The sequence below is a fragment of the Streptomyces sp. WAC 01529 genome (assembly GCF_003945545.1).
Classification (GTDB): Bacteria; Actinomycetota; Actinomycetes; order Streptomycetales; family Streptomycetaceae; genus Streptomyces; species Streptomyces anatolicus.
Genome location: NZ_CP029617.1, coordinates 5,909,163 through 5,921,440 on the forward strand (window position 1 = coordinate 5,909,163; position 12,278 = coordinate 5,921,440).

11 protein-coding genes are annotated in these 12,278 nt (G+C 70.5%); 6 read left to right on the forward strand and 5 right to left on the reverse strand.

Features of this window, described 5'->3' with window-relative positions:
- The first annotated feature begins 5 nt into the window (after positions 1-5).
- The 3 genes from ilvN to serA all read left to right on the forward strand — a co-directional run bounded on the left by ilvN (position 6) and on the right by serA (position 3,517).
- Positions 6-533: an acetolactate synthase small subunit gene (gene ilvN, locus DMA15_RS26515; RefSeq protein ID WP_125515268.1), complete on the forward strand. Its 528-nt coding sequence runs from the start codon at positions 6-8 to the stop codon at positions 531-533.
- 104 nt (positions 534-637) lie between these two features.
- The gene (ilvC, locus tag DMA15_RS26520; protein WP_125515269.1) at positions 638-1,636 is read left to right on the forward strand and encodes a ketol-acid reductoisomerase; all 999 of its coding nucleotides are present in this window, start codon (positions 638-640) and stop codon (positions 1,634-1,636) included.
- A 276-nt stretch (positions 1,637-1,912) separates the two neighbouring features.
- Positions 1,913-3,517, forward strand: a complete 1,605-nt coding sequence (gene serA, locus DMA15_RS26525) for a phosphoglycerate dehydrogenase (protein WP_125515270.1) — start codon at positions 1,913-1,915, stop codon at positions 3,515-3,517.
- 97 nt (positions 3,518-3,614) lie between these two features.
- On the opposite strand, the gene DMA15_RS26530 is transcribed toward serA, so the two are convergent.
- Complete coding sequence (locus DMA15_RS26530) at positions 3,615-5,201, reverse strand: MFS transporter (RefSeq protein WP_125515271.1); 1,587 nt, start codon at positions 5,199-5,201, stop codon at positions 3,615-3,617.
- A 111-nt stretch (positions 5,202-5,312) separates the two neighbouring features.
- Between DMA15_RS26530 and DMA15_RS26535 the strand changes: the two genes are divergently transcribed.
- Positions 5,313-5,894, forward strand: coding sequence for a TetR/AcrR family transcriptional regulator (locus DMA15_RS26535; protein WP_125515272.1), 582 nt, complete (start codon positions 5,313-5,315; stop codon positions 5,892-5,894).
- 58 nt (positions 5,895-5,952) lie between these two features.
- On the opposite strand, the gene DMA15_RS26545 is transcribed toward DMA15_RS26535, so the two are convergent.
- Positions 5,953-6,321, reverse strand: coding sequence for a hypothetical protein (locus DMA15_RS26545; RefSeq protein WP_125515274.1), 369 nt, complete (start codon positions 6,319-6,321; stop codon positions 5,953-5,955).
- 115 nt (positions 6,322-6,436) lie between these two features.
- Positions 6,437-7,678, reverse strand: a complete 1,242-nt coding sequence (locus tag DMA15_RS26550; RefSeq protein ID WP_125515275.1) for a helix-turn-helix domain-containing protein — start codon at positions 7,676-7,678, stop codon at positions 6,437-6,439.
- A 162-nt stretch (positions 7,679-7,840) separates the two neighbouring features.
- Between DMA15_RS26550 and DMA15_RS26555 the strand changes: the two genes are divergently transcribed.
- Together DMA15_RS26555 and pruA are read left to right on the forward strand one after the other, a co-directional pair.
- Positions 7,841-8,767: a proline dehydrogenase family protein gene (locus DMA15_RS26555; RefSeq protein WP_125515276.1), complete on the forward strand. Its 927-nt coding sequence runs from the start codon at positions 7,841-7,843 to the stop codon at positions 8,765-8,767.
- Positions 8,768-8,819: 52 nt separating this feature from the next.
- The gene (gene pruA, locus DMA15_RS26560) at positions 8,820-10,451 is read left to right on the forward strand and encodes an L-glutamate gamma-semialdehyde dehydrogenase (protein WP_125515277.1); all 1,632 of its coding nucleotides are present in this window, start codon (positions 8,820-8,822) and stop codon (positions 10,449-10,451) included.
- Between the two features lie 92 nt (positions 10,452-10,543).
- Here pruA and bla read toward each other — a convergent pair whose 3' ends face one another.
- Entirely contained in the window at positions 10,544-11,434 is an 891-nt protein-coding gene (gene bla / locus DMA15_RS26565; protein WP_125515278.1) for a class A beta-lactamase, read from the reverse strand.
- Between the two features lie 93 nt (positions 11,435-11,527).
- A complete protein-coding gene (locus DMA15_RS26570) occupies positions 11,528-12,235 on the reverse strand; it encodes a nitroreductase family protein (protein ID WP_125515279.1) in 708 nt (235 codons plus the stop codon).
- Between the last annotated feature and the right edge of the window lie 43 nt (positions 12,236-12,278).

Sequence of the window (12,278 nt, forward strand, 5' to 3'; positions counted from 1 at the left end):
GAGCCATGTCCACCAAGCACACGCTCTCCGTCCTGGTCGAGAACAAGCCCGGCGTCCTCGCCCGGATCACCGCCCTGTTCTCCCGCCGCGGCTTCAACATCGACTCGCTCGCCGTGGGTGTCACCGAGCACGCCGACATCTCGCGCATCACCATCGTGGTGAACGTTGAGGAGCTGCCGCTCGAACAGGTCACCAAGCAGCTCAACAAGCTCGTCAACGTCCTGAAGATCGTCGAACTGGAGCCGGGCGCCGCAGTGGCGCGCGAACTGGTCCTGGCGAAGGTCCGCGCCGACAACGAGACCCGCTCCCAGATCGTCGAGATCGTCCAGCTCTTCCGCGCCAAGACCGTGGACGTCTCCCCGGAGGCCGTCACCATCGAGGCGACCGGCAGCAGCGACAAGCTGGAGGCCATGCTCAAGATGCTGGAGCCCTACGGCATCAAGGAGCTTGTCCAGTCCGGCACCATCGCCATCGGCCGCGGCTCCCGCTCCATCACGGACCGCAGCCTGCGGGCGCTCGACCGCAGCGCCTGACCCCGGGCTCCCGGTACCCCTCTCGGATACCGAGACCCATGAACTTCCCTCACTGAGCCCGCCGTACGGTGGGACGCAACACCCGCACACATAGGAGATTCCCAGTGGCCGAGCTGTTCTACGACGACGACGCCGACCTGTCCATCATCCAGGGCCGCAAGGTCGCGGTCATCGGCTACGGCAGCCAGGGCCACGCCCACGCGCTGTCGCTGCGCGACTCGGGTGTCGACGTCCGCGTCGGTCTGCACGAGGGCTCCAAGTCCAAGGCCAAGGCCGAGGAGCAGGGCCTGCGGGTCGTCACCCCCGCCGAGGCGGCGGCCGAGGCCGACGTCATCATGATCCTGGTGCCGGACCCGATCCAGGCCCAGGTCTACGAGGAGTCCATCAAGGACAACCTCAAGGACGGCGACGCCCTGTTCTTCGGCCACGGCCTGAACATCCGCTTCGGCTTCATCAAGGCCCCCGAGGGCGTCGACGTCTGCATGGTCGCGCCCAAGGGCCCGGGCCACCTCGTCCGTCGTCAGTACGAGGAGGGCCGCGGCGTTCCGTGTATCGCGGCCGTCGAGCAGGACGCGACCGGCAACGGCTTCCCGCTGGCCCTCTCGTACGCCAAGGGCATCGGCGGCACGCGCGCGGGCGTCATCAAGACGACCTTCACCGAGGAGACCGAGACCGACCTCTTCGGCGAGCAGGCCGTGCTCTGCGGCGGTACCGCCGCGCTGGTCAAGGCGGGCTTCGAGACGCTGACCGAGGCGGGCTACCAGCCGGAGATCGCGTACTTCGAGTGCCTCCACGAGCTGAAGCTGATCGTGGACCTCATGTACGAGGGCGGCCTGGAGAAGATGCGCTGGTCGGTCTCCGAGACCGCCGAGTGGGGCGACTACATCACCGGCCCGCGGATCATCACGGACGCCACCAAGGCCGAGATGAAGAAGGTCCTGACGGAGATCCAGGACGGCACGTTCGCCCAGCAGTGGATGGATGAGTACCACGGCGGTCTGAAGAAGTACAACGAGTACAAGTCGCAGGACGAGAACCACCTGCTGGAGACCACGGGCAAGGAGCTGCGCAAGCTCATGTCCTGGGTCAACGAGGAGGCCTAGTCCGCGCCGGGTCCGGGGCACCGCCTCGGGGCTCCGCCCCGGACCCGCTCCTCAAACGCCGGAGGGCTGATTCCTGGCTTCCGTCGTTGTCCAACCCGTCCAGCCACGGACGGGTGATCCTTCCGTAGAGGCGCGTGCCGAGGGCTGCGGCGCCACTATGCTTCTGTTCAACATTCGCGTCGGGCCCACAGCGTCGTGCGTCTTCCACGCGGCAAGCACCCTCCACCGCCTGCGGCCGTCGGGACGGCCGTCCGCAATGGACTTGTGAGGACTCACGTGAGCACTGCTGCCACCGGCAAACCCGTCGTACTCATCGCTGAAGAGCTGTCGCCCGCCACCGTCGACGCCCTGGGCCCGGACTTCGAGATCCGGCAGTGCAACGGCGCGGACCGCGCCGAGCTGCTGCCCGCGATCGCCGACGTCGACGCGATCCTGGTCCGCTCCGCGACCAAGGTCGACGCCGAGGCCATCGCCGCCGCCAGGAAGCTGAAGGTCGTCGCCCGCGCGGGCGTCGGCCTGGACAACGTGGACGTGTCCGCCGCCACCAAGGCCGGCGTGATGGTCGTCAACGCCCCGACGTCGAACATCGTCACGGCCGCCGAGCTGGCCTGCGGCCTGCTCCTGGCGACCGCGCGCAACATCCCCCAGGCCAACGCCGCCCTGAAGAACGGCGAGTGGAAGCGCTCCAAGTACACGGGCGTCGAGCTTGCCGAGAAGACCCTCGGTGTCGTGGGCCTCGGCCGCATCGGCGCCCTCGTCGCGCAGCGCATGAGCGCCTTCGGCATGAAGGTCGTCGCCTACGACCCGTATGTGCAGCCCGCGCGCGCCGCCCAGATGGGCGTGAAGGTGCTGTCGCTCGACGAGCTGCTCGAGGTCTCCGACTTCATCACCGTCCACCTGCCGAAGACCCCCGAGACGCTCGGTCTCATCGGCGACGAGGCGCTGCACAAGGTCAAGCCGACCGTCCGCATCGTCAACGCCGCGCGCGGCGGGATCGTCGACGAGGAGGCGCTGCACTCCGCCCTCAAGGAGGGCCGCGTCGCGGGCGCCGGTCTGGACGTGTACGCGAAGGAGCCCTGCACGGACTCCCCGCTCTTCCAGTTCGACCAGGTCGTCTGCACCCCGCACCTCGGCGCCTCCACGGACGAGGCGCAGGAGAAGGCGGGCGTCTCCGTCGCCAAGTCGGTGCGCCTCGCGCTCGCCGGTGAGCTGGTGCCGGACGCGGTGAACGTCCAGGGCGGCGTCATCGCCGAGGACGTGCGCCCCGGTCTGCCGCTCGCCGAGAAGCTCGGCCGCATCTTCACCGCGCTCGCCCAGGAGGTCGCGGCCCGCCTCGACGTCGAGGTGTACGGCGAGATCACCCAGCACGACGTGAAGGTGCTCGAACTCTCCGCGCTCAAGGGCGTGTTCGAGGACGTCGTCGACGAGACCGTGAGCTACGTGAACGCGCCGCTCTTCGCCCAGGAGCGCGGCGTCGAGGTGCGTCTGACCACCAGCTCCGAGTCGCCCGACCACCGCAACGTGGTCACCGTGCGCGGCACGCTCTCCGACGGCGAGGAGATCGCGGTCTCCGGCACGCTGGCCGGGCCCAAGCACCTCCAGAAGATCGTCGCCATCGGTGAGTACGACGTGGACCTGGCCCTCGCCGACCACATGGTCGTCCTGCGGTACGCCGACCGCCCGGGTGTCGTCGGCACCGTCGGCCGCGTCCTCGGCGAGGCCGGCATCAACATCGCCGGCATGCAGGTCGCGCGTGCGGACGTCGGCGGAGAGGCGCTTGCGGTTCTCACCGTCGACGACACCGTGCCGCAGTCGGTGCTCACCGAGCTTGCCGAGGAGATCGGCGCGGAGTCCGCGCGTGCGGTGAATCTCGGCGACTAGGGCGGGCTCCCCGAGCGGTTGGCGCCGTCATCACCGGCTCCGCCGAGTTCGTCCTCAAACGCCGGACGGGCTGGATCTGCCTTCGCCGAGTTCGTCGTCACACGCCGGACGGGCTGGATTTGGCTTCGGTGAGTCTGTTCTCTGACGCCGGGTGGGCTGGGTGCTTCTCCAGTTCGCCCGGCGTTTCGTTTTGCCCCGTGTTCGCCCCGCGCAGCGCGCTCGCCGCCAGCGTGGCCGCCGCCACGAGGATCGCCGCCCCCGTCAGCGCGGCGACATGCATGCCGCCGGTGAAGGCCTCGCGGGCCTCGGTCAGGAGTGCGTCCGCCGTGCGGGCGGGCAGATGGTGCGCGGCCGCCACCGCGCCGCCCAGCGTCTCGCGGGCCTGGGCGGGGGCCCAGTCGGGGATCTGGTCGCGGTAGACCGTGTTGCCGATGGAGCCGAGCAGCGCCATGCCCATCGCGCCGCCGAACTCCTGTCCCGTCTCCAGGAGCGAGGACGCGGTGCCCGCCTTCTCGGCCGGGGCGGCGCCGAGCGCCAGATCGGTGAGCTGTGAGCCGACGACGACCGCGCCGCAGGCCAGTACGCCCGCGCCGGCGAGGACGAGCCACAGGGAGTAGGTGCCGGTCAGGAAGAGAAGGGCGTAGCCGCAGGCGGAGAGGGTGAAACCGGCGGCGACGACGTGGGCGCGGTCCATGCCGCGCTGCACGAGTGCCGTGGCGACGGGGGCGGTGACGCCGATGAGGAGCGAGGGCAGCAGCGACCACAGCGCGGCCTCCAGGGCGCTCTTGCCGAGCACCGATTGCAAGTACTGGGTGGTGAAGTACGCCGAACCCATCATCGCGAGCGATGAGACGAGGTGCAGCGAGACGGCGGCGCCGAAGACACGGCCGCGCCCCCGGAAGAGCTCCGGCGAGATCATCGGCGCGGCGGTGGTGCGCTGACGGTGGACGAAGAGGGCGGCGAAGGCGAGGCCGACGCCGACCGAGGCGACGTAGGGGACTTTGACGCCCTCCGTCGGGATCTCCTTGAGGCCCCAGACCAGCGGCAGTACGGCGGCCATCGACAGCGGCACGCTCACCAGGTCGAAGCGGCCGGGCTCCGGGTCCTTGAACTCCGGGATCAGGACGGGCGCGAGGACGAGCAGCAGCACCATCGCGGGCAGGTTGACGAGGAAGACCGAGCCCCACCAGAAGTGCTCGACGAGGACCCCGCTCATCACCGAGCCGAGCGCGATGCCGCCGACCATGACGGCCTGCCACATGCCGATGGCCTTCGCGCGCTGTCCGGCGTCGCGGAACATGTTGCGTACGAGGGCCAGGGTGGACGGCATCAGGGTCGCGCCGCCGATGCCGAGGACCGCACGGGCCGCTATCAGCAGCTCGGCGCTGTTCGCGTACGCGGCGGTGAGCGAGGCCGCGCCGAAGGCGAGGGCACCGAACATGAGCAGCCTGCGGCGGCCGATGCGGTCGCCGAGAGAACCCATCGTGATCAGCAGCCCGGCGAGCACGAACGCGTAGATGTCGAAGATCCACAGCTGCTGCGCGCCGCTCGGCCGCAGATCCGCGCTGACCTCGGGAATGGCGAAGTAGAGGACGGAGACGTCCATGGAGACCAGGAGCAGCGGGAGCATCAGGACGGCGAGGGCGGTCCATTCCTTGCGGGTGGCACGCGGGTTCGTTGGCATGGCGGCAACGGTACGTACGTCTTATACGCTTGTCTAGTACGGCTGTATAGATCGATTGTGTAAGACGGGGGTCTGGGACGCGTGTATGGATCGCGGAGTAGGGTGCCCCGCATGGGACACCGTGAGGATCTGCTCGAAGGGGCCAAGCGCTGCCTGCTGGAGAAGGGGTTCGTGCGCACCACGGCCCGCGACATCGTGAAGGAGTCGGGGGCGAACCTCGGGTCGATCGGCTATCACTACGGCTCGAAGGACGCGCTGTTGGCACAGGCGTACATCGCGCTCATCGAGAACGCGGGGGATGTGGGGGTGCCCGCCGACGGCACCGCCGAGGGCGGTTCGCTGGAGCGGTTCCAGGAGGCGTGGGCGGGCCTTTTGAAGGCCTTCCCCGAGTCCCGCGGGATCTGGCTGCTCACCTTGGAGGTCATCACTCAGGGTGAACGCCTGGCGGAGGTAAGGGAGTTGCTGGTCAAAGCGCAGGGTGAGGGGCGCAGTGGGCTCGCCGCGCAGTTCACCGGCATCGCGGAGAGCGAGCTGCCCGAGGACGTCGTGGAGAGCGAGGGCCGTTTCTACGTCACGCTGCTCAACGGCCTGATGGTCCAGTGGCTCTTCGACCCGGACTCGGCCACCACCGCCGAACAGCTCACGGAGGGGCTGCGGCGGGTGATGGAGCGGGCGCGGGGCGGGGGCGCCTGAGGCGTTCTGCGGGCGCACCCGGGGCCGGCGCGGGTGCGGCTCCGGGTGCGCCGCCGGGTCAGGAGAAGTTGATGCAGGTGACGGGCACGAAGCCCCGGGTGTTGCCGTATACGCCGTAGTACCACTTGTTGCTGCTCTTGCCGCAGAGCCGGTAGGAGTCGCCCGACCACTTCTTGGCCATGTCGCAGAGGTCGCCCCGCTTGCCCTTGGGCCAGAGGCCGAGCGCGGTGCCGTTCACCCTCGGCGTCGAGCGGATCTTCACGCTCTCCTTCGCGGGGACGTTGCTGAAGCCGTTCCCGCAGTCGTGCGCCGCGGCGGCCGCCGTCTTCGGGGCGGAGGGGGACTCGGCCACGGCGACACCGCCCGTGAAGGCGGTGGCGACAAGGGCGGCGGAGGTGACGGCCGGGCCCAGCAGCTTGAATCTCATCGGTGTGCGTTCTCCCCTGTGGAGTGAGGTGTCTGCGGTCGGGAGAGAACGTATCCCGCCATGATCACGACAGCGGGGTTCTGTTGCGGGGTGTTACAGGCGTGACGACTGGTGCTTACAGTCGTGACGACTTCAGGACCATGTGCAGCAGCAGCCGGTCCTCGCCCTCGTCCAAGTCGAGGCCGGTGAGCTGCTCCACCCGCGACAGGCGGTAGTAGAGCGTCTGGCGGTGGATGCCCAACTCCGCCGCCGTGCGGCCCGCTTGGCCCGCGCAGTCGAGGAACACCTCGGCGGTGCGGGCCAGTTCGCGGTGGGCGGGGCTCAGGAGCTGGGCGGCCACCGGGTCGTGCGCCGCCTCCGGGGGCAGGGCCGTCAGGAGGCGGTAGGGGCCCACGTCCGACCACTGTGCCACCGGGCCGAACCGCCGCTCGGCGAGCGCGGCGCGGGCGGCCGCCGACGCCTCCCACCAGGCGGCGCCCAGATCCTCCAGACCGTGCCGGGCCCCGGCGATCCCGGCGGCGGCTCCGGCGGAGGCTCCGGCGGAGGCCGCGGGCGCCGCTCCCCGCGCGGTCTCCAGGAGCCGCGAGGCCGCCGTGCGCGCGGGGGCGAGCGCGTCGGCCGACCGGAGGCGGACCAGCGCCGCGAGGGACTGGCCCGTCGTGCCCCATGGCACCGTGCAGACCGCCGCAGCCCCCTGCACCGTACGGGCCGCGGGGGCGTCGTCCGGGTCGGCGGACGGCCATGGCGCCACGCACACCACCGCGTGCAGCCCCTCGCCACGGGCGCCGAGTGCCGTGCGCAGGGCCGCCACCGCCATGTCCCGCTGCCAGCCCCGCTCGGCGGTCAAAACCGCGCGGAACTCCCGCGTCAGATCGGCGCCCGCCTGCGCCTCGTCGGCGAGGAGCGCGCCGATCCTGGCCGCCACCTCCATGGCGGCGTCCAGCTGCCGCTCGGTGGGACCCGGATCGTCGTCGAGCAGCCATACGTATCCCAGGGCGAAGCCGCGGTGGCGTACGGGCAGGCAGATGCGGCCCCGGTGGACGCCCGCCTCCGGGGTGGGCGGGATCCGGACCGGGCCTCTGGCACGGGTGATGCCGAAGCCCTCGAACCAGGCGCGGACCTCGGCCGTGGAGCGGCGCGTCAGGATCGAACGGGTGCGGACGGGGTCCAGGACGGTCGCGTCGAAGCCGCTCTCGCCGTCGCCACCGCCGTCGTGCGCGCCGAAGGCGATCAGCTCGAAATCGCGGTTCTCCAGGGTCGCGGGGGCGCCGAGCAGCGCCGAGATCTCGTCGACCAGTTCTTGGTAGTCGCCTTTCACCCGTCCATTCTCGCGCAGGGCGCCGTCTTCTTCAGACATCTGTCTGAGATCCAGGGCACGGATGCGTGACAGGTGTCGATGGCCCACGATCGGAGGGATCCTTAGATTTCACGGTGGTTCTCCGTGCCGTACCGCTGCATTCGTCCCCACGTGGGGACATGTCGGTAAGGCCTTCGATTCGTACACCTGTGGAGGTGCCCCGTGCTGGGTCCCGTGATCCTCGCCGCGTCGCGCAGCGACCAGATGCGCCGGTTCGTCTCGGCGGCCCCCGGCACCAAGCAGGTAGTCGCCCGGTTCATCGCCGGTGAGAGCGTCGACCAGGTCGTCCCGATCATCGTCGACGCCGCCGACAAGGGCCTTGAGGTCACCCTCGACGTGGTGGGCGAGGACATCACCACCGTCGAGCAGTCCCACGCGGCCCGCGACGCCTACCTGGAGCTGATCGGCCGCCTGAAGGACCTGGGCCTCGGCACCCGGGCCGAGATGTCCGTGAAGCTGTCGATGTTCGGCCAAGCGCTGGAGGGCGGCCACGAGCTGGCCCTCGCCAACGTGCGCCCCGTCGTCGAGGCCGCCGCCGCCATCGGCACCACGGTCACCCTGGACGCCGAGGACCACACCACCCTCGACTCGATGTTCGCCATCCACGACGCGCTGCGCGAGGACTTCCCGCAGACCGGCTGCGTCATCCAGGCCTACCTGTTCCGCACCGAGGCCGACGCCCGCCGCCTCGCCGCGAACGGCAGCCGCGTGCGTATCGTGAAGGGGGCCTACAAGGAGCCCGCCGAGGTCGCGTACCAGGACAAGGCCGAGATCGACAAGGCGTACGTCCGTATCCTGCGCATCCTGATGGAGGGCGAGGGGTACCCGATGATCGGGTCCCACGACCCGCGCCTGATCGCCATCGCGCAGGAGCTGGCGCGGCGCGCGGGGCGCAAACTGGATGAGTACGAATTCCAGATGCTCTACGGCATCCGCAGCGACGAGCACCTGCGGCTGGCCGCCGAAGGCCACCGGATGCGTGTCTACACCGCCTACGGAACCGACTGGTACGGCTACTTCATGCGCCGTCTCGCGGAGAAGCCGGCGAACCTCCTCTTCTTCGCCCGCTCCATCCTCACCAAGGACTGAACCAAGGGCTGAGCTCCCACCCCCTCGACCCTCTTAAGGAGATACGGAACTCATGGACGCCGTGACCCAGGTCCCCGCCCCCGTCAACGAGCCGGTGCACGGCTACGCACCCGGTTCCCCGGAGCGGGCCCGCCTCGAGACCAAGCTCAAGGAGCTGGCCGAGAACCCCATCGAGCTGCCGATGACCATCGGTGGCGTCAAGCGCCTCGGTGGCGGCGAGCCCTTCCAGGTCGTGCAGCCGCACAACCACAAGGCCGTCATCGGCACCGGCCGCCACGCGACCCAGCAGGACGCCCAGGACGCGATCGACGCCGCCCTGGCCGCCGCCCCCGCGTGGCGCGCGATGTCCTTCGACGACCGCGCCGCGATCATCCTGCGCGCCGCCGAGCTGCTCTCCACGACGTGGCGCGAGACGCTGGCCGCCTCCACGATGCTCGGCCAGTCGAAGACCGCCCAGCAGGCGGAGATCGACACCCCCTGTGAGCTGGTCGACTTCTGGCGCTTCAACGTGAAGTACGCCCGCGACCTGCTCGCCGAGCAGCCCCCGGCGAACGCCACCGGTGTCTGGAACCGCCTGGACCACCGCCCGCTGGAGGGCTTCGTCTACGCGATCACGCCGTTCAACTTCACCGCCATCGCGGGCAACCTCCCCACCGCCCCGGCCCTGATGGGCAACGTGGTCGTGTGGAAGCCGTCCCCGACGCAGACGCACGCCGCCGTGCTGCTCATGCAGCTCCTGGAGGAGGCGGGCCTGCCCAAGGGCGTCATCAACCTCGTCACCGGTGACGGCATCGCGGTCTCCGAGGTCGCCCTGCACCACCGCGACCTGGCCGGCATCCACTTCACCGGCTCGACCCCGACCTTCCAGCACCTGTGGAAGACGGTCGGCGAGAACATCGCGAAGTACCGCACCTACCCGCGTCTGGTCGGCGAGACCGGCGGCAAGGACTTCGTCGTCGCCCACCCGAGCGCCGACCGCGCGATCCTGAAGACCGCGCTGACCCGTGGCTCCTTCGAGTTCCAGGGCCAGAAGTGCTCGGCGACCTCGCGCGCCTACATCCCGGCCTCCATCTGGAACTCCGGTTTCAAGGAGGAGTTCGCGGCCGAGGTCGACGGCATCAAGATGGGTGACGTCACCGACCTGTCGAACTTCATCGGCGCCGTCATCGACGAGCGCGCCTTCGCCAAGAACAAGGCGGCCATCGACCGCGCCAAGGCGGACGACTCCTGCACGATCGTCGCGGGCGGCACCTATGACGACTCGGTCGGCTACTTCGTGCGCCCGACCGTCGTCGAGTGCTCGGACCCGGCCAACGAGGTCTTCACGACCGAGTACTTCGGCCCGTTCCTTGCCATCCACGTCTACGAGGACGACAAGTACGACGAGATGCTGACCCAGATGGAGTCGGTCTCGGACTACGCGCTCACCGGTTCGGTCATCGCGAACGACCGCGCGGCGGCCGCGTACACGATGGAGAAGCTGCGCTACGCCGCGGGCAACTTCTACATCAACGACAAGTCGACCGGCGCCGTCGTCGGCCAGCAGCCCTTCGGCGGCGGCCGCGCGTCCGGCACCAACGACAAGGCGGGCGCCCCGCAGAACCTCCAGCGGTGGACGCTGACGCGCGCCATCAAGGAGACGCTGGTCCCGCCGACCGAGTACGGCTACCCGCACATGGGCTGACGCCCGCCACGGGCCGCCCCGGCCCGCCCCTGAACCCCGCCTCCGACCTGGGCCCCACCCCGGTCGGAGGCGGTGTGTCTTTCCCGGTCCCGTCAGGTCAGGGCGTCGACGGCGATCCGGGTCATGTCGGCGGCGATGCGGTCCTCGCCGGGGGTGTCCGGGTCCAGGCGGGTCGTGTAGACGGAGATGACCAGCGGGGCGCCGCCCCTCGGGGGCCAGGCCACGGCGACGTCGTTGACCCCGCCGTACGCGGGGGAGCCGGTCTTGTCGCCGACCCGCCAGCCCTCCGGGAGCCCGGCGCGGATCCGGGCGTCGCCGGTGGTGTTCTCCACGAGCCACCGCACGAGCTGGTCGCGGTCGGGCGCGGCGAGGGCGTCGCCGAGGACGAGCTTGCGCAGGTTCGCGGTCATGGCCGCCGGGGTCGTCGTGTCGCGCGGGTCGCCCGGGATGTTGGTGTTGAGGTCGGTCTCCCAGCGGTCGAGGCGGGTGCGGGAGTCGCCGAGGGAGCGGGCGAACTCGGTGATGCCCGAGGGGCCGCCGAGCCGGCGCAGCAGGAGGTTGCCCGCCGCGTTGTCGCTGTAGGTGACCGTCGCGTCGCACAGCTCCCGGACCGTCATGCCGGTCGGAAGGTGCATCTCGCACCGGGGCGAGTAGGTGACCAGATCGTCGCGCCCGTACCGGACCAGTACGTCGAGCAGCCCCGGTTCCTCCTCGCGCGCCCTGCGCAGGATCGCGGCGGCGGCGAGCACCTTGAACGTCGAGGCGATCGCGAACCGCTCGTCGGCGCGGTAGCCGAGGGTGGCGCCGGTGCCGGTGTTCAGGGCGTGCAGACCGATGCGGCCCGGATAGCCCTTCTCCAGCTCGCGCAACCGGCGCCGGGCATCCGCCGAGGGCGTCGCGTGCGCGGTGCCGGGCACCGAGAGGAACACGGGGGCCGCGGCCGCCGCGCCGAGGAGGGATCTGCGGGAGGGAGTTACGTTCATGATCACGACCGTACCCGGGTGGCGAGGCGCCGGGCCACGCCGGTATCCCCGACGGCCCGCCCCCGAGCGGCAGTTGGCCGCTGCCGCTTCCGCTCAGACCTCCACGAGTACCTGGTCGAGCGACTTGCGCACGAGATCGGGGACCTGGCAGTCCGGCGCCGGATACCCGACCGGGATCACCGCGAACGCCTTCTCGTTCTCCGGGCGGCCGAGCACCTGGGAGAGGAACCGCATCGGGCTCGGCGTGTGGATCAGCGCGGCAAGGCCCGACAGGTGCAGGGCGGAGAGGAGCATGCCCACCGCGATGCCGACCGACTCGTCGACGTAGTAGTGCTTGTGCTTGGTGCCGTCCTCGCCCAGCCAGTACCGCTGCTGGAAGACGACGATCAGCGCGGGCGCGTCCGTCAGGTGCGGCTTCACCTCGTCCGTGCCGAGGGGGCGCAGCGCCGCGAGCCACTCCTCGCCGAGCCGGCCGTCGTACGAGACGCGCTCCTCGTGCTCGGCGGCCTCGCGGATGCGGCGGCGGACCTCCGGGTCCTGGACCAGGACGAACGTCCATGGCTGCTGGTGCGCGCCGGACGGCGCGGTCGCCGCGCACGCGATGGCGTCCCGCACGACCTGCGCGGGCACCGGGTCCGGCGCGAACTGCCGTACCGTGCGCCGCTCCCGCATCCGCGCCCGCAACTCGGCGGCGTGCGCCAGGGATTCGGCCTCGGGCATGCGCGCGGGGCGGTAGGGGACGGAGCGGTAGGGCTCGCCATGGATGGGGGTCCACTCTCGCTGCTGCTCGGTCTCAGACATGGGTCCGATTCTGCTGCGAGGGGTGCCTCCGGCGCTATGGTGC